Consider the following 19,492-nt stretch of genomic DNA (forward strand, 5'->3'; position numbering starts at 1 on the left):
GTTTTTATCTGGAAGTTAGACTAGATAAGAAAACTCTAATTTCCAGTTATTGGGATTTTTGCTAAAAGAGTAGGCATAAAACCATAGCTCAGCTTATGCCAGCAGACAAAGGGTAATTATTATGACAAATTTGGGAAAAAAAACATTGATAAAACAGCGATCGTCAAAGCGAGTTGCTTGGATTGGTTCTATAGCAGCTAGTTTGATTATGTTGCCCGGAATTTTCGGGAGTACGCCTGTTTTGGCGCAAAAAGCAGACAGCAACTCTCTAAATTATGGCGAGTTGATCAAGAAAGCGAAGGCGGGAGAAGTCCAAAAAGTTGAGCTTGATGAAGCCGAACAGATAGCAAGGGTTTATCTAAAAGGGCAAAAAGAGAATACTCCACCGCAACAGGTGAGACTTTTAGCACAAAATACAGAGTTAATCAATATACTGAAAGATAAGAATGTTGATTTTGGTGAGATTTCTTCTGCCAACAGTCGGGCTGCTGTTGGGTTGTTGATTAATCTTATGTGGATTTTGCCACTAATAGCTTTAATGCTATTGTTCCTGCGTCGTTCTACTAATGCTTCTAGCCAAGCGATGAATTTCGGCAAATCCAGAGCTCGCTTCCAAATGGAGGCAAAAACTGGAGTGAAATTTGAAGATGTTGCTGGAGTTCAAGAAGCGAAAGAAGAACTTGAAGAAGTTGTTACTTTCCTGAAACAGCCAGAAAGATTTACTGCTGTAGGCGCACGTATTCCCAAAGGAGTGCTGTTAATTGGTCCTCCTGGTACAGGTAAAACTTTACTAGCAAAAGCGATCGCTGGTGAAGCAGGTGTACCATTCTTCAGTATTTCCGGTTCAGAATTCGTGGAAATGTTCGTTGGTGTGGGTGCATCCCGCGTTCGTGACCTCTTTAAAAAAGCCAAAGACAATGCACCTTGCCTAATATTTATCGATGAAATAGACGCTGTAGGCAGACAAAGGGGTGCTGGTATTGGTGGCGGTAACGATGAGCGAGAGCAAACCCTCAACCAACTGCTCACGGAAATGGATGGTTTTGAAGGTAACACTGGCATCATTATTATTGCTGCCACTAACCGCCCAGATGTATTAGATGCAGCACTGCTAAGACCGGGACGCTTTGACAGACAAGTGATGGTAGATGCACCAGATCTGAAAGGGCGAGGAGAAATACTGCAAGTCCATGCGCGGAATAAGAAGATCGATCCTAGTGTGTCATTAGAAGCGATCGCTCGCCGCACTCCTGGTTTTACCGGCGCAGACTTAGCCAACTTACTCAACGAAGCTGCCATTCTCACAGCTAGGAGACGCAAAGAAGCTGTCACCATCTTAGAAATCGATGCTGCTATAGATCGAGTCGTCGCAGGTATGGAAGGTACCGCCTTGGTAGACAGCAAAAGCAAGCGCTTAATTGCCTACCATGAAGTTGGACATGCCTTAGTCGGCACACTACTCAAAGACCACGATCCTGTGCAAAAAGTTACACTCATTCCCCGAGGACAAGCACTAGGATTAACTTGGTTTACTCCCAACGAAGAACAGGGATTAATTTCCCGTTCCCAACTGAAAGCACGGATCACTGCTACTTTGGGTGGTCGTGCCGCTGAGGAAATTGTTTTTGGGAAGCCAGAAGTGACCACAGGTGCAGGGAATGACCTGCAACAAGTGACAAGTATGGCTCGGCAGATGGTCACCCGGTTTGGGATGTCAGAATTAGGCCCATTGTCCCTGGAAAATCAGAGTACAGAAGTATTTTTGGGACGCGATTGGATGAATAAATCAGACTATTCTGAGGAAATTGCCGCCAAAATTGATTCCCAAGTCCGCGAAATTGTCAACAATTCATACATCAAAGCAAAAGAACTATTGGAAGGAAACCGCATAGTTTTAGAGCGTTTAGTAGATTTGCTAGCAGAACAAGAGACAATTGAAGGCGAATTATTCCGCGAAATTGTTGCCAATAATGCCGAAGTAGTTGATGAAAAAGTGGCTGTATCTCATTAAGAGATTAGCCAAGATTTAATAGTCAATAGTCGATCAACTCTCAACCATTGACTATTGACTTCTCTGCGCCTCTGCGCCACCCTGCGGGTTCGCTCTTAGCGTTCTCGTAGAGTAGCCGCAAAGCGTCTACTGGGTGAGAAAAAAGTCTAAATGCGTAGCCCTAGCCATCGCAGTTTTGACTCAGACATAACTCTATATCCACCTCTTACGCTAAAGTTGCAAATAACCGTGCATCTAGAGCTAGGAGGAAAGAGTCGTGAAAGCAGTCTTGATGACATCAGCTGGCAGTCCCGAAGTTTTGCAACTACAGGACGTGCCAAGCCCTGCTGTTCCCGTGGGAAATACTGAACTTTTAATTCGCTTAGTAGCAGCTGGTCTTAACCCCATTGATACCAAACTTCGTAGCCGAGGGACTTTTTATAGCGATCGCCTCCCAACCATTTTAGGATGTGATGGTGCAGGTATCATTGAAGCAGTAGGCGCTGGCGTACAACGTTTTCGTCCAGGTGATGAAGTATATTTTTGCTATGGTGGCTTAGGCGCACACCAAGGTAATTATGCTGAATATACTGTTGTGGATGAGCGGTTTGTGGCACGTAAACCCGCCTCTATCTCCTTTGCCGAAGCAGCGGCAGCACCCTTAGTATTAATCACAGCTTGGGAAGCCTTATACGAACGCGGAAGATTGGAACCTGGGGAAAGAGTTTTGATTCATGCGGGTGCTGGTGGCGTCGGACATGTAGCAATTCAATTGGCAAAACTCAAAGGTGCTAGTGTTTGTACCACAGTAGGTTCTGAAGAAAAGTCTAATTTCGTCAAACAATTAGGCGCTGACCATGTAATTTTATACAAAAAAACAGACTTTGTACAAGCGGTATTAGATTGGACTAACGACGAAGGCGTAGAGTTAGCTTTTGATACCGTGGGTGGCGAAACCTTTCACAAAACTTTCCCCGCAGTGCGAGTATATGGTGATATTGTGACGATTCTCGAACCAAATGCCAATACTGTTTGGAAAACTGCTAGAACACGTAATCTTCGCATAGGTTTAGAATTCATGCTGGCACCAGCATTGCTAGGCTTAGAAGAAAGTCTCCAACATCATGCAGAAATTCTCGAACAATGCGCCACCTGGATTGATGAAGGTAAGTTAAAAATCCATGTTGGTTATGAGTTTCCCTTAGAAGAAGCCGCTAAAGCCCACCAATTACTTGAAAGTGGTTCTGTAACAGGTAAAATTGTTCTGCTGATTAAGGATGAATAATCAAAGAATTTGCACAAATTATTTTTTAAACGCAGAGGCACGCAGAGGTTAAACGCAAAGGTACGCAGAGTTTTTTCTTTGGGTACCTCTGCGCTTTCCTTAGCGTTCCTTTGCGTTTTATCAATTCTTCTCTTCTTCCCTCTACCTACCTGGGCAACGCCACAACCAGAACGCACACCTTTAACTCTAGAATTATTACAAGAACGCCTGCATACACCAACACTCCACGAAGGCAATTTGACGGTGGATTTGCAGAAGATGGTGATTGATTTGCGTCCAGAAAATATTAGTTTTCGTGATGCTTTTTACCAATTATTGCGAAAAGAACTGGGTGCAAAACCTCTGGCTTTAGACCTGAGTTATGCTTTGATTTTGGGGGATTTTGTGGGCAGCGATTTGGGTTTAAGAACACCTTTGTATGCCAACGCGATCGCCCCTATTTTTACTACCAGCGAACAAGAAGAATTAGAACGTTTGCGCTTCATTTGTTTGGAGTCACTGAGCATCCCTTTACCCAACTCTAAAGATTGTCGATCGCTTTTAGGAACAGAGTCAACTACATCGAGTGAAATTAGTGTCTTTCGTGGTGTTTTGACACTAGTGCAAACTCGCTTCAATGGGGAAGTGAAGTTTTCTCACACCTTCTTTCTTCAGTCTGTGGATGCCCAAAATGCCACCTTTGTCCAAGCTACTAACTGGAATGAAACTAGATTTGCTCGTCCTGTTAGCTTCGCCAGTGCTAACTTCCGACAACCAAATAATTTTCATGGCAGTATTTTTTTTGATAAAGCTAATTTTAAACAAGCTCAATTTCAAGAAACTACTAATTTTCAAGGTAGTTTTTTTGAAAAATCTGTCAATTTCAATCAAGCTTATTTTAAGCAATTAGCTAAATTTAATAGCGTGCAGTGGCAAGAAAATACTGATTTTTCTGATGTGCGTTTTGCTAATCAAGCACAGTTTACTAAAAGTAATTTTAATCAGTTACTCCTCCTCAAAGAAACGACTTTTGAGCAAGCTGTAATATTTCGAGAAGTGCAGTTTAACCAATCGGTAAATCTCCAAAATGCAAGTATTATTAACCAAGCAGATTTTAGCGATGCGAGGTTTGCTAAAGAAGCTTGTTTAAATGTACCTGGTCTAACTTTTAATTCTAACCAAGCAAAAATATTAGGTAATCCAGGTGAAATTGGTAAGATGTTTTGCATCCCGACATTGCAAGGTAATCAAAGTATTTTGCGGAATTTGGGGCAAAACTTCCGTCAACAACAGCAAGTTGCCGATGCTAATGATGTGGAGTATACAAAACAACGACTGCGATTAATAGAATTAAGCCGCAGTTTGACGGCTACAAATATTAATAGTGCAACTGTTGCAAGTTTGATTAACTTAGGTTTTTCTCCAACTCAGTCCGAAGCGATCGCCCAGCGTCGTTTAGTAAAATTATTTCGTAATAGCAGTGAGTTACTGACTTTAGCAGACATCGATTTAGAAAAATACACCCAATTGAGCGATCGCTTAACAGTTGGCGAACCCTTTTCCATAGTTACATGGTTACTGCAAGCTTGGAGTTGGCTGGCATTAAGTGTACTGCTTTTATTGAGTGGTTATGGGACAAATTTTTGGTTAGTGTTTGGTGTCGGAGGAGTAGCGATCGCTTACTTTGGCTTATTATTTTGGTTAGTAGATCGCTGTCGTCGTGTGCGTCCCCTACCAATTCTTCCCACATATTACGAAACTATTTCAATATTAATAAGTTTTACAGTTTTAGAACTATTGAGCTTATTAGCCATTTTTCGCAATGCACAACAGCCTTGGCTGACATTGGGGTGTCTTTTAATCATTATTGTCCCCGTCCCAGTGGCTTTATTAATCCGACTTTACCAACAAGGTCGTTATCATAACTTAATGGATATTTCCTACTTTACAGAAGACGGAACATTTCGACAATTACGATTATTAATTGGACGTTTGCCAGTTATTCCGAGAAATCAGACGTTTCGTGAACGATATATGCCACTGCAAAGCGATCGCCATTGGAACTGGCTCAACTACTATGATTTTAGTCTCAATAATCTTGTGAAATTAGGATTTAATGATATTCGCCTACGAGACGAACATTTACCAGGTCTGATCTCTGCACTTGCTTGGTATCAATGGAGTCTAGGTTTAATTTACATCACCCTAGTTTTGTGGACACTTTCCCGCACAATTCCCGGATTGAATTTGCTGATTTATTTGAAGTAATCTCTGACTTATACCAATTTAACGTGAAGTTGCACATATCTTGATCCCCCTAAATCCCCCTTAAAAAGGGGGACTTTAATAGATGTTTTTCTGGCTCCCCCCTTCTTAAGGGGGGCTAGGGGGGATCGAATTATATGCAGCTTCATAAAAAATTGGTATTACATTTGAACAAGTTTTAGCAGTGGGTAACATTGCTTAGAAAATAGCGATCGCAGTTATTGATATTGTTGAAAAGAAGAATTAAACAGCGATCGCTCTTGATATTACTATTGTAAAATTTTTAACAATGCTTCTCGATAAATTTTTAGTCCCTCTGCATTCAGATGGTCACCATCACTTGTTAAATCCTTTTTCAGAACATTATTTTCATACAATGGTGCTACTGCTGCTGCTTCAACTGGGACTTTTTCTGTTTCTCCAACTTGATTAATTAGAGCATTAATTTGCTCGACTCTAGGAAGTGGCGCTGAAACAGTTGGATCTGAGCTAGCCTCAGCTGTTGAATAAAAAGCCGGAATCAGAAAAATCTCTTTAGTTCCCATTGTGCGAACAAGTGCGATCGCCTCTTGCAGATTCTTAGTAAACAACTCATCACTAATTCCATACCAAGCATCATTTCCACCTATGGCAATAATGGCTTTTTCGCATTTCACCTTGGTAGGAATTAAACTTTTCAGTTGTTCTAGTAATGATATTGTACTCAAACCATTTAATCCAAAATTAAAAGTCCCATTCCCAAGGGTATTACCAAGTCCAGCCGAAATAGAATCACCAAATAAGCAACCGGAAAACTGTTTATTTTGAACGGCGAGTGTCTGATATTGCAATGCAATTTGCCCTAAAGGTGAAGAACTTACATTATCCTTTGGCGGTGCATCAGCAGAACTAGAAGATGAACTTGCCATACCAGCTAATTTGGAAATTTTTGAGACATCAATGACTAGTTCGTTACTGGGATAGGCTTCTAGAAACGTGATAAGCCCTAAACCTTCTGGTGATTTTGCTCCCAAGATAATAGCAGATCGTAGCGCTTGGACACTGGCTCGATCGCGACGGGCGATCGCTTGGGAAGCAAAATATAAAATTTGCTTGCCCATTTGGGTGTTTACTAGCTTGTCTAAAGCCACAATATCAAGAGACATTTTTACTTGAAGTGCGTCTTGCAACTGCTGTTTCTCTTTGGGACTGAGATAACCTAAAATAGATTGCAAATTAGCAGAAACCTTTTGTGTTTCTCCATACTTGCGTATATCTGCGACAGGAATCGATTCCTCAAATAATCCATACCTGACAAGAACTTTTTCGGCTGCAAAACTAGGCAATACACCAAAAAAACTATGCACTAGTGGAAATATTGAGTAACCAGATAGGGTTAATAAGAGACGATAAAAAGATTTCATCACAAAAGGTAGTTAGAGAATCAATAGTTAATAGTCAATGGTTAGTGGTCAAGAGTCAAGAGTCAATAAGATGCGATCGCCTTTATGAAGGCATGAATATTATTGCTGTTACAGGCTTAAAAGCCATTCGGAAGTTCACAATCAAAGCTTTGGTAGCAACTGAAATATAATTCCTTGAATCCCCTAATATATGGGCTAGAAATATCTCCGATTTGATTTTGGGAATACTTAAATCAGTAGGCGTGAGGATAGAAAAGTGGTAGAAGAAGGTGCATATTGGCTAGCTTGGTCGCAAATTTCGGGGATTGGCCCGGTATTACTCCGACGGCTACAACAGCATTTTGGTACACTAGCCACAGCTTGGAACGCCACCAAGGTACAGTTAGGAGAAGTTGAGGGTTTTGGCTTTCAAACACTCGAAAAAGTAGTCCAACAGCGATCGCGTTTATACCCAGAACAGTTATTCACTAAGCACCAACAGGAAAACTCTCATTTCTGGACACCAGCAGATGCAGATTATCCCCGTTTACTCCTAGAAACTCCCAGTCCACCGCCAATTTTGTACTATCGTGGTGAAGTTGAACTCCAAGAAAATCTTGCACAAAAACCACTAGTGGCTATTGTGGGAACACGCCGCCCTTCAGAATACGGCATTCGTTGGACTCGCCAAATTAGCACAGCTTTGGCTAAAAACGGCTTTACAGTGGTTTCTGGAATGGCAGAGGGAATCGACACAGAAAGCCACATCGCTGCTATGAAAGCTGGTGGACGCACCATCGCAGTTTTAGGGACTGGTGTCGATGTCATCTATCCCCAGAAAAATCGTGATTTATACAAGCAAATTTTGACGGCTGGGTTAGTTGTGAGTGAGTACCCGACAAAAACCCCACCCGATCGCACTCACTTTCCTCGCCGCAACCGAATTATTGCAGGTATAAGCCGCGCCATCCTAGTAATCGAAGCCCCATTAAAATCTGGTGCCTTAATAACAGCTACCTACGCCAATGAATTTGGTAGAGATGTCTATGCATTACCTGGGAGAGTAGACGATCTTCCATCTCAAGGATGTTTAAAGTTACTGAGTCAGGGAGCATCTTTCATCCTCAAGGAACTAGATGAACTATTAACAATGTTGGGAGCAATACCACAAATTGATGAAGTCGAAGCTTCCACAGCACCAGAACAATTAAGTTTGCCTGATTTATCACCAGAATTGCAACAGGTAATGAATGCGATCGCCTTTGATGTTTTACCCTTCGATCTAATTGTCCAACAAACAGGTATACCTGCTGGCTCAGTTTCCAGTGCTTTGTTACAGTTGGAGCTTATGGGTTTACTATCTCAACTACCAGGAATGCGGTATCAAAAAAGTTAAAAATTCAAAAACAACATACGAATTATTTACGGTCGCGTATCAGAAACCCCTTTTGCCACAGTCCTCCCTTATACAAAGGGGTGCGTTACAGCTAAAGCCGTTACGCACCCTATCTAAGATTTACTGAATTCTGCTGTAATTCAGTTGAATTAGATATTTATACTTTGGGGAATTTGGGAAGGTAGCAAGAACTTGTAAGGCATTATTCTTTGACAATTCTTCTCATTAATTTTTTTCTCAATTCCTTTGAGTTCATTTTGAAAAGTCAGCAGAGCCGAACTCATCTGTGGCTTGGATTTAAAATATGAGTTGGAGTACTGTCCTAGCTGGGTATAGTAAACCGACCCAAGTAAATAAGTTACCTTAAGTTGGGTTTTAGCTTGGTCTAGGGGAGGTAGCATACTCATCAAGTCGCCTGGTTGGTCAAGATTTGTGGGTGCTGGCGAGTACATGGCTAGAGGAAAAGCAGGTGTATAGGTCATGAGTTCGCCTTGGGCAAAGTTAACCGCAGCGTGTTGGGCGCTAGCAGTAAAAATAACGGTCGAAACAGCATCAATTAGATAATCTAGCGTTTTAATTGTCCCTGAGGCATCTTCACCAAAATTCTGGAGGCGACCACCTTGTTCGGAAATCAATTCCTTTGCCCAATTCTGTAAAGCTTGGTCTGCTAGTAGCTGTTGTTCGCTGGTGTAGTAACTGCTCAAATAGGCACGCACCCATTGATGAATAGCATTCCAAATCAGCAGTCCGTCATCTCGATAAGGATATTCGGGTAGCTGAGAAGGGTTATTAACACCACGACTGATTAAAGTCTTGGGAAACATGGCATCGTTGAAATGATGCAGATAGTCTTGGGCACCTTCAACAGTGAGTTGGCGATCGCTCTCAATTTTACTAGCTAAAATCGCATCTACTTCACGGCCATCGGCAACCAAGATTTTATGAGCGCCGTAATTGATTAATATAGTTCCCTCAAAATGCGGTTCCAGCAAAATTCTTAAATGGTGGTTTGCTGGTAATCGGCGTCTAGTAGCGATCGCAAATGGTTCGACAAATAAATGAGTGCGACCAAGATGGCTAATTAGTTCATGGTAGTTGCTATCGGCCATTTGCACAATGCTTTTAGCGATCGCCCAGTTCTCTTTGCCATTGAGAGGTGTGAATACTGGCTGTTCAGCCTGACACTGAATAGCTAATGGCACTAAAGACTGAGGTTTGCTACCAGATGGTGGGACTGCAAATAATGCTAAAGGCGAATAGATATATTTTTGTCGGTTAGGAAAACTTCCATTTTCCATATTTTTTAACTTAGAATAATCAGCTTTATAGAGCCGACCTTCTTGAATTGCAGCTTCCAGGGAATCGTTTGGAATACCGATAATTTGCTGATATTCTTCGTTGCTAATTTGTAAAGGTTTGTCCTGTTCTGATACTTGTTGCAACATCAGCGGATTTGGTCCAGCAACCTGCATATAGCCAAAAACTAAATCCTCTTTAAACCTAGAGCTAATCTCTGGTAGAGTTATTTTCTTAAATAATTTATTATAATCTTCAAGACTTGGGTTACTTCCAAATGCATCTGTAGAAAAGTCTACTTCTGCGGGCAAGGCTTGAGTGTTTTCTAATTCCAACAATTTTGCATCAGAATTAATGATTTTCTTGAAAGCAGAACTTAACAAGTCTGTGATTGAATCATCTAAATCAGATGGCGAAGAAAAATCTATATCTCCTGAATTTTCATGGGCTTGATGTAAATCAATTTGTTCGTCAATCCTTCTAAGCTGTTCCTCAAAATCTGATATTTCTCCAATATCAAATGACACATCACTAGACGGGTTAGCAGCAACAATTTCGTCGGTAATTGCTTGAGTAATTGATGCCAGACTTAAAGCAATTTGTTCTAAGTCTTGGCGACTTTCAGCATCTTGAATTCTTTGCTCGATATCTTCTAAAGCTTGTACTTTAGTGTCGATGGATAAGTTATTACTGTCGTCATCATCATCCACTCCGAAAGATATGCCGCGATCGAAGAAACTTGAAAAGCTACTGAGAGTATCATTCACCAAAATCAGCGTTAGCTTTTGAGCTACTGCAAGTACCCATTTTAAATTAGGTAACTCTTGGACTGGGAGTTCTACGTTAATGACTGGCAATGGCAGAGCGCCTGTCATAGCTAGAGGAGGAATATAATTATAATTGTATTCATATTGCATGTATTGCAATGATGCTTTACTAATTTTCACTAACTTGTATAAAAGTATCAGAAGATTTTGGATATCTGATTTTGAGAGACCTAAAGAAGAAGATATGACGTGAGAAGTTAGAGACATATTGACTCCTAAATTTAACAAAATTTTTACGACCAAATCAACATAATTATCTCTATATAAACATTTTTGTTGATGTGGTTAAATCAATCAAAGATAACACAAGATATGAGAAAAGACCTATATCAAACAAAATAATACTTCTAATATTCTCAGTAACAAACTCATTAATTTTTAAGATATTTTTGTTTTAATTAAGCTAAATATATAGCAATCATATTTGATTTGCTCTCCACCGATAGGCTCAGATACCCAACTTCTTCAAGAAGTCGGGGATCTTTGTGTTCACAACTTATTTAGAATTGCTATGATCTATGCCTACGCACATATTCTTATCGCTATCACTTTCTGGTATGTCCTGGCGATTTTTGAGATAGTAGCTTGCCCAATCACAGGCATTAACCATGAGCGAATCTAGTTGCCAATCCCACAGAATGATCGTTTTGTCGTCACCAGCAGCAGCAAGGGTTTTGCCGTCTGGACTAAAGACCAGAGTTTTGCCTACGGGTTCATAAGATGTGGGTTTGCCATCACGGTAACGGACTTCGTTTTCTCTTTCAGGTTTATCATAAAGAGTGTATAAAAGTTTGCCCGTTAAATCCCAGACGTTAACGGCATAGTTATTAGTAGCAGAAATCAGAGTTTTGCTATCAGGACTAAAGACTACACTATTGACATCAACCTGATGGTAAAGGGTTTGCAGTTTGTTACTTTCTAAATTCCAGAGTTTGACGGTTTGATCTTCACTAACAAGAGCAAAGGTTTGACCATCTGGACTGAAAACTAAACTGTTGACTCCAGCCTTTTTGAAGGTATGTAGTTCCTTACCCGTTAAATTCCAGAGTGTGACGGTTTGATCTTCACTAGCAGAAGCCAGGGTTTTGCCATCTGGACTAAAAACCACACTGTTAACCGCAGCCCGATCTTTGAAAATACGTAATTCCTTACTCGTTAAATCCAAAAATTTGATACCATCTTGATTAGCAGAGACTAGAATTTTGCCGTCAGGGCTAAAGACCACGCTATTGACCTTAGTCTCATCGGGAATAATTTGAAGTGTCTGACTTGTTAAATTCCAAAGTTTGAGTGTTTTGTCAATACCAACAGAAGCCAAAATTTTGCTGTCGGGGCTGAAGACTACATTTTCAACCTCAGCATGATGCAGGAGAGTTGGTAGTTCCTTGCCTTTTAAATCCCAGAGTTTGAGTGTTTTGTCACTACCAACAGAAGCCAAAATTTTGCCATCGGGGCTGAAGACTACGCTTTCAACCTCAGCATGATGTGGGAGAGTTGGTAGTTCCTTGCCTTCTGAATCCCACAGTTTGAGTGTTTTGTCACGACCAACAGAAGCCAAAGTTTTGCTGTTGGGTCTGAAGACTATGCTTTCAACCTCAACTTGATGGTGAAGGGTTGGTAGTTTCTTACCTGTTAAATCCCAGAGTTTGATAATACCATTGTCGCTAGCAGAAGCCAGGGTTTTGCCGTCTGAGGTAAAGACTAGTTTACTGACCAAATCCTGGTTGTAGAAAGTGAATAATTCCTTACCTTTTAAATCCCAGAGTTTGATTTTACCGTCACGGCTACCAGAGACAACGGTTTTGCTGTCGGCGCTGAAGATTACGCTTTCAATCTGAACTTTATTATGGTCGAAAGTGTCTAGTTCTTTAGTTTTTAAATCCCAGAGTTTAACTTCATTATCACTATTAGTATAAGCTAGAGTTTTGCTGTCGGGGCTGAAGTTCAGATTTTCGATCTTATCCTGATTTTGGAGGGTGAATACTTCCTTGGTTTTTAAATTCCAAAGTTTCAATGTACTATCACGATTACCAATAGATGCCAAAGTTTTACCATCAGGGCTGAAGACTACCTTTTCAACATTAGCCTTTTCAACATTAGATTTATGGTCAAAGGAGAGTAATAGCTGACCTGTTAAATCCCAAACTTTGACTTTACCCTCTCTACTACCAGAAGCAAAGGTTTTACCGTCAGGGCTGAATGCTATACTGTTGATGAATTCAGCCTGATGGTCAAGGAAGAGTAATTGCTTACCTGTTAAATCCCAAACTTTGACCTTACCGTCACTACTAGTAGAGGCAAAGGTTTTGCCCTCACTGCTAAAGACCAGATCATTAACCTCATCATGTTTGAGGGTATATAATTCTTTGCCTGTTAAATCCCAGAGTTTGATGATACCGTCATAACTAACAGAAGCTAAGGTTTTGCCATCGGGGCTAAAGACCAGAGTATTGACCTCATCATGTTTGAGGGTATGTAATTCTTTGCCTGTTAAATCCCAGAGTTTGATGATACCGTCATAACTAACAGAAGCTAAGGTTTTGCCATCGGGGCTAAAGAAGATTAACTTATCACCAATATCTAACCGATTGTACTCTCTGACTCTATAAACTGCTTTTTGTAATGCTCCTAAAACCTGAGTTTGTGTTACTTGATATTCATTGAGGATTTTTCCTGCTCTTATTCCTTCAATAAGGGCATCAAAATATTGATGAGATGCAAACAGTGATAAGGAATATTGACCTAGCGCTTCAGCTTTAGTTATTTGCGCGTCTCGCTTTTGAGACAAAGCCATCCTTCCAAAAGCAGTACTAACAATCAAAGCAAGCACCGCTCCCCCAGCTACTCCCCAAGCTGTTCTAATTTCTCGACGGCGACGCGCTTCTTTTTCCTTTTCCTCACGTTGGCGCAATTCCCTGCAAGCGTTAACATAGTCAGCCTCTGACTGGTTTAAAAAATTAGTGTGTTTCGCCAACAGCTGAGCATCTTCTAATCTTCCTCCGCGATGCACCAAATAATTATCATCTTTTTGCAGCTTTTCCCACTCCAAAGCTGCTTGACGGATAGTTTCGCGGAGTTGTAAGTTAATGCGGTTATCATCTAGCCACTTGAGCAATCGCGGCCAATAGCGGATTAAGGCTTCATGGGCTACTTCCACCTCTTCTCGATTTGTAGAGGAGTCTACACTGGTAACTACTAATCGCGCTCCTTCACCAGCCAACTTCTGCACCAACTGTTTGGTACTTGCCAAATCACCACCCGCAGCTACTAGTTCATCTAGCCAAACTCGCCGTCTTGTATCTCGGCGTTTTTCTCCTTCCATCGCACTTTCATCTAAACGGGTTAAGCGGATGAAGATATTCTTAACTTGGTCTTGTTCTGGGACTGACAGACTATTGTAAACATCATCGGCAGTTTGAGCGATCGCCATATTCACACCACCGATCGCTTCATACTCCACACCACGCAACCATCTACCATGTCGCCTCTTCCACATCTCTAGCAATGCATGTTGCAGCAGTGGCATTGCTCCTGGCTCACCTTGAACATCATCGAGAATCGAGTTACTTAAGCCTGGTTCAAAGCGTAGCCCTACTTGAGCCGCTTGCATTTCCATTGCTTTTCGCAATTCTGCTGCATCCATCGGCCCAATTAGTTTTTGCCTAGCTTCCATCAAATCTTTCAGGTTGCGATAGGTTGCACACTCACCCCAAAAGTCTGCCCGCATAGTGATGAGAACTTTTTGGTGAGGAATCAGGCTTAACAATTTTTCGATGAAAGTTATTCTCTGTGCTTCATCAGTACAGAGGGTAAATAGTTCTTCAAATTGGTCGATGACTAGTATTGAAGATTGGCCTTGAACTGGGGAAAGACTAGTTTGCAGTTGTTCAATAGGGTTACTGCTTGGTGTCATGTATGCTAACTGCAAATCGCTCTGTTTTTCTTGTAGCAGCGGTATTAACCCCCCTAACACCACCGATGACTTACCACTACCAGAGGCACCTAAAACAGCTAAAAAGTTGTCTTCAGTCAGCTTTTGTTGCAGTTGGGTAATTAGTTGTTCTCGCCCAAAGAAAAATTCGCGGTTTTCCACCCGAAAAGGATACAAGCCCCGGAAGGGACAACGAGAATCATAAGTGGGTGGTTGCTGACCTAATGCCAAAGCATGAAAGGTGAGGTCTAGTATTTCCTCAGAGAGGTTGTTAATTTCTTCTAAAGTCTGCTCTCGTTCTTTGAGGGCTTCTTTGCTCAAGGCTGCGACATCTGCCCCTAGCGTGTTTTTTAGCTGCTGTGCGATGTCTGTGAACTTCTTTCCGAGAATAGGCGATCGCTCTGGTAGTAACTCTAAAATCTTTTCCAAACCATATTGAATTTCGGCGTTGGTTAATTCTCGGTCAAGCTGATCGCTGAATAAAGGACGCCCCCCCAAACGGCTAAATAGTGCTGGTACAGTCACATCACCACGTTCTGCTAGACCGGCTGTAGCTTCATGTAATGCTGAGTCCACCTCTCCCGACTCTCGAAGTTGGAAGTAAAATTTCTCTGCTAGCGCCTGTGCCGTCTTGATAGTCACTTTCTCGGTCATCGCCACCACCGCAGGCATCCCTAAATCCCGCACCAATCGCTGTCCTAATCCTCCCAATCCGGCTTCTGCACTGGGGCTGGCGCTCTCACAAGTGCAAAGAAAAGTAAAGTGGGGTAGCCCTCTTGCTCCCCGTAACGGGCGCACTCTTTCCAATAACCTTGTTGCTGTCACCACCTCCACTGTGTTGTCAGGCTTTGACCAATAAAGGAGGGTTTCGCCATCATCCATTACCCTTCCGTGGCTAACGAAATGTAGTATTGTATACTGCTTTGTTCTGTCAGTGAGGTGAGTACAAAGTTCATCGAGGGTAGGTAAACCAATAGCACCATCAACTGTTGCTAAAACATCTGTGGGAATATCCCCCAAAGCTGACTGCACACTCTTCACAGTAGCTTCAACATCAAATGTGTCTAATTTATACCGTTGAGAATCCGATGGACTCGCCACTAGTACCAGCGCCCGCAAGTCCCGACGCCCAATGGGGGGAAAAAGTCGGTCAGTAATGGCAGGAATGTAGAAGCAAAAGGGCACTCGTTGATTGATGGCTAACATCTGCCAGTCGCCATCAATAGGAGCGCATAATCTTTCCCAGCGTAAAGTTCTGAGTTCTTTGTCTGCGGCTTCAATAAACAGCAACACCCGTAATGTTTGTTGGTTGTGACTCAATGCCCTGACAAATCCATCACGCACTTCGTCTCGTAACAGTGCTTTCCCCAAAAAGGTACCGTAATCCGCTACCCGTCCTAAAAGACTGGTCAAACGCTGGAAATCTTCATCAGTCAGACAGAGATTACCTTCCGATCGCAACGGCAGAAGAATACCCGGTTGGGTATGTTCCACTACAATTGGCCAGTTATCTCCTGATTTTCGTTGGATGGTAATCTCAAAGGTATTCATTTAGTTAAGTATTTATAGTATTTTTAAACGGTAAGAGTTAAAAAGCTTTGATTTTTATGCAATTTTACAATTAATTAAAATGTAAAATTAGATACGTAAAACCTGGCTTTAAAGTAAAATTACTAAAAGCCAGGTTTTTCACGTTTGCTGTTAATTCAATTTCTTCAAGGTGTCAACTAGACTAACGACGGCTAATAGCGCGGCCTGAAGTTTTTCTGTGCGGTCAACTGGAGCTTGCTCAACTGTGTTGACAAACTTTTCTAGAGCTTGGGTTAAGTTTGTCTGGGCATCCTGGATTGTAGATGATGTATTGGGTGTAGTTGCTTCGAGTATTTTAGGTGCAGCAGGTAAATTAACTGTGGCGATAACGGAGCGATCGCCTACTGAATGATCACCCACAACTAACCGCACTGCGGGGTCACCAACAATGGCGTAACTCCGAGCGTCATTGTTGGCTGTCCACATGTCAGACAAAGTTGTGTGTTCAGGAGTCTCACCATATTTAATATCTTCTAATTTCATACTCAAATCAGAAGAAAGTTCAGCATAGCGCTCGTTGAAATACTCAACAGCTGATCCCACAGGATGACCTTCTAGCAGCCTCTTGAGGGTACTTTGAAACACTGCCAATTGCTTACCAGTGCGTCCCCAGACGAAAGAGCAACCCCAAGCTCGTTCTACATGACCGATGACAGCCAAAGCACCACCTTTGGGGTGACTCAATAGACGACGGGGTAGAGGAGCAACAAAGGCATTAGGGGCGATCTCTGCCCTTTCACCTTTTTTATGGGCAAACTCATCAAACTTGGGTGTCCCAGCACCATAACAAGCAAAGTGAAAGGCAATTAGCCCTAGTAAGCGAGCATCGTCGCTAACATCGTCCGCAGAAAAGTAAAATTCTTCGGGAATTGGTTTTTTACCCCACTCATCTTTGCCAGGCCAGTCCTGACAGAGTAAAGCACCTTGATGGCGTAGTTGTCGCTCATCCCCATTGCGAAAGCCCATACCATGACTTGCAGTGAACAACAAAGCAGGTGTTTCTTCACCGCCTAATAGTTTCCCTAACCGCGCCTTGGTAGCTTCTTCTGCGAGTAAGGTTTGTACTGCCCAATTATTGTCTTTCTGGTCATCAAGCATCCAATCAGCTAGGGGCTGAATCAAGTTATCAGCACTGAGTTCAGTGGCTCCATCACCCTTGGTACGCACACCGAAAAAGCTAGCTTTACGAGCCAGGTTTAAATTAGTAGTTTCAGCCTGTACGACACTGCGAGCATACTGAGCATATTCTTGGGGTGTATCAAAGTAGATGCGACCCACCGCATACTGCACATCAAGTTGATATTGAAAACGATAAGGAATGGCCTCTGGATCGCCAACAATCAACAGATAATAAGGCATTTTCTTTGGATCGACAGGGCCAGGAGCAGCATCATTACGGCTCAAAAACTCATTCTTCGACTCCCCTGGACGATAAATGTATTCCTTATAATACTTCTCGTTATTTTGAGTCGCTTGCTTTTGCCGATGCTCTAACAGTTCCTTCAGTCCTTCTTTGATTGCTTCTTTGATTGCTGGGTCGGGATTATAAGCGAAGATAACTCCCCAACCTGTCTCTGCGAGATTTTTTGGATCTATGCCCTCCATCGGGGCAAAGTGACCATCTAGTTTTTTAACTTGGTTATCTTTTGCCTTGAGTTCTTTGATATCTGTAGGATCGAACTCTTCGCCCTGAGCAATCTTGGAAACCTGCTCAGGTGTCAAAGGAGGCAACAAATAGTCTCCTGATGTACCATCAATTCCATTGAAATATAGCTCTTTGGTCAACTGTTCGATGCTCATTTTACGTAATCCTTGTGTTGGTAATTTGAAAGTACAAAAGTAAAAGAAGTAATGATTGCGATCTGCCTAAATTTATTTATGGATAAAAAAGGCGTAGGCGTAGCCCATCGTAGACATCGCTTAAAATTCCCTGATTTTAATTACGGGGATTCTCTTGGCGTTTTATCAAGTAGCGTATGCTGCCGACCATACAGCATGAGCTACTTCAGGTTTATCAATGGCGTTGTGAGCGCCTGTGAAAATATCTAGTTCGCTAGAAGGAACAACAATATAATCATTGCTATTCAGGTTATAAATTTTACCTGGTTCAAAGTCGTAGGATTTTTCTAGCGATCGCATATATGTTATGTCGGCGCTAATTTGCAAACCATCACCCTGAATTCCATAACAACCAATGCCACCGACACCAGGATAATTCGTGGTATTAACGTCAAAGTCTATATCTTGCCCGCCAAATATTCCCAGTGTTCCTGCCATCGGATAGGCATTTTTAACAGCGTTATCATACTTAGATTGGGTGGTAATAATTGCTCCTGTAACTTTGCGATCGCTAATAATCGAGTGGAAGTAACCAGGAATATTTTTTCTATGAGGGACATTTGAGCAGAAAGACCAGAGTGATAAAGCGCCTTGTATTAAGACTAGAGAATTAACTGGACGGATTAATTTATTATTTTTAGTACCTGCTACAGTGGCTGAAACAAAAATACATCCAAAACTGTGACCTATGAGGTGGAATCGCACAGTTTTATCTGTTACCTGTTGCAGTCTGTTTAACAAATTGAAACCGCTGGTTTGACCAATTTTCCGAGCGAGGTCTTTCATCTTCCAAAAAGATAATAATCTCGGAATGTTTAAAAATCGATCGGCGGCTAATTTCAAATCATCGCCAATTCCAAAGCTGACATCTCCACTTTCTTCTGCCAGGGTAGCTTCATATACACTTTCAGGATTTAAATCTAATGGTTCGTTTTCGCTCCACCCATCTGCATCTTCTCCTTCAGCACTCAAAGATGCTTCCTTAATCAAAACCTGGCAAGCTTCGCGTACTTCTGATGGTAATGTATCGGGTGCAACTTCATATTCTCCCGCTGCTGTGAAAATTGTTCTGAGCGCTTCTCTAGTAGTTTCAGTATCAGCTATCCGCTGAGCATATTGTTCAATTAAGTCTTCTTGAGAATTATCTGCCGTATCAAAAGAGACAATTGTTTTATCTGGTGAAACTGCCTTCAGGTCTTCATTTCCCCAAGGTTTACTAGGCCAATGTAGACCAATCAACAAGGGGTTAAATCCTGGTCGCACCTGTTTCATTTTTTCAAAATCAGCCCGGTTTTGACCCATAGCTGTAATCCATTTTTTGTACTGGCTTGTTGCCGCAGGAACATCACCTTGCCATCCGTGGCTCATTAAGAAAATATCAGTAATTGGTCGATTTGACTGTTGAGATTTAGATAAAATATCTAATACTTTTTGGCTGATTAGCTCACCATTGTTTTCGCGTTCTTTGCCATTAGCATCAAAAGCGATTAAATAGTAGGTCAAAGTAGTTCCAATTAATGTTTCTTGCATATCTAAATCCTTCTAAATCAGGGTTTAATTTCATCAAAAGAATAATGAGAAAAGTTCATTAATTTCACAAGAATTTCAGCTGCTGTTCGATAACAGCACACCTCATTTTTTGCCTAAAATTACTTAGACAAATATTTCACCAGCAAATCTTTGAACTTCTGCTGCTTGTCGCACTGTCTCGG

Annotated in this window: 10 protein-coding genes; 5 read left to right on the plus strand and 5 right to left on the minus strand. The window is 41.7% G+C overall.

Features of this window, described 5'->3' with window-relative positions; all coding sequences use genetic code 11:
• Positions 1-121: 121 nt before the first annotated feature.
• From ftsH to ACFG4S_RS05770, 3 genes are all read left to right on the plus strand, one after another.
• Complete coding sequence (ftsH, locus tag ACFG4S_RS05760; RefSeq protein ID WP_392533882.1) at positions 122-2,011, plus strand: ATP-dependent zinc metalloprotease FtsH; 1,890 nt, start codon at positions 122-124, stop codon at positions 2,009-2,011.
• A 256-nt stretch (positions 2,012-2,267) separates the two neighbouring features.
• Positions 2,268-3,275: a zinc-dependent alcohol dehydrogenase family protein gene (locus ACFG4S_RS05765; RefSeq protein WP_392533883.1), complete on the plus strand. Its 1,008-nt coding sequence runs from the start codon at positions 2,268-2,270 to the stop codon at positions 3,273-3,275.
• Positions 3,276-3,284: 9 nt separating this feature from the next.
• Positions 3,285-5,522 carry a pentapeptide repeat-containing protein gene (locus ACFG4S_RS05770; RefSeq protein ID WP_392533884.1) on the plus strand — a complete coding sequence of 746 codons (2,238 nt, stop codon included), beginning with the start codon at positions 3,285-3,287 and terminating at the stop codon, positions 5,520-5,522.
• Positions 5,523-5,788: 266 nt separating this feature from the next.
• Here the strand turns inward: ACFG4S_RS05770 and ACFG4S_RS05775 are convergent, their stop codons facing one another.
• A complete protein-coding gene (locus tag ACFG4S_RS05775) occupies positions 5,789-6,865 on the minus strand; it encodes an alpha/beta hydrolase (protein ID WP_392533885.1) in 1,077 nt (358 codons plus the stop codon).
• Between the two features lie 11 nt (positions 6,866-6,876).
• On the opposite strand from ACFG4S_RS05775, the gene ACFG4S_RS05780 reads away from it, so the two are divergent.
• A complete protein-coding gene (locus tag ACFG4S_RS05780) occupies positions 6,877-7,092 on the plus strand; it encodes a hypothetical protein (protein WP_392533886.1) in 216 nt (71 codons plus the stop codon).
• A gap of 86 nt (positions 7,093-7,178) precedes the next feature.
• Positions 7,179-8,297, plus strand: a complete 1,119-nt coding sequence (gene dprA / locus ACFG4S_RS05785) for a DNA-processing protein DprA (RefSeq protein WP_392533887.1) — start codon at positions 7,179-7,181, stop codon at positions 8,295-8,297.
• A gap of 149 nt (positions 8,298-8,446) precedes the next feature.
• Here dprA and ACFG4S_RS05790 read toward each other — a convergent pair whose 3' ends face one another.
• From ACFG4S_RS05790 to ACFG4S_RS05805, 4 genes are all read right to left on the minus strand, one after another.
• Positions 8,447-10,627, minus strand: a complete 2,181-nt coding sequence (locus tag ACFG4S_RS05790) for a lipoxygenase family protein (RefSeq protein WP_392533888.1) — start codon at positions 10,625-10,627, stop codon at positions 8,447-8,449.
• 289 nt (positions 10,628-10,916) lie between these two features.
• Positions 10,917-15,902 carry a CHAT domain-containing protein gene (locus ACFG4S_RS05795; RefSeq protein WP_392533889.1) on the minus strand — a complete coding sequence of 1,662 codons (4,986 nt, stop codon included), beginning with the start codon at positions 15,900-15,902 and terminating at the stop codon, positions 10,917-10,919.
• A 150-nt stretch (positions 15,903-16,052) separates the two neighbouring features.
• Complete coding sequence (locus ACFG4S_RS05800) at positions 16,053-17,741, minus strand: hypothetical protein (protein ID WP_392533890.1); 1,689 nt, start codon at positions 17,739-17,741, stop codon at positions 16,053-16,055.
• 165 nt (positions 17,742-17,906) lie between these two features.
• Positions 17,907-19,310: a hypothetical protein gene (locus tag ACFG4S_RS05805; RefSeq protein WP_392533891.1), complete on the minus strand. Its 1,404-nt coding sequence runs from the start codon at positions 19,308-19,310 to the stop codon at positions 17,907-17,909.
• Positions 19,311-19,492: the final 182 nt, after the last annotated feature.

The sequence above is a fragment of the Nostoc sp. C117 genome (genome assembly GCF_043099735.1).
Classification (GTDB): Bacteria; Cyanobacteriota; Cyanobacteriia; order Cyanobacteriales; family Nostocaceae; genus Nostoc.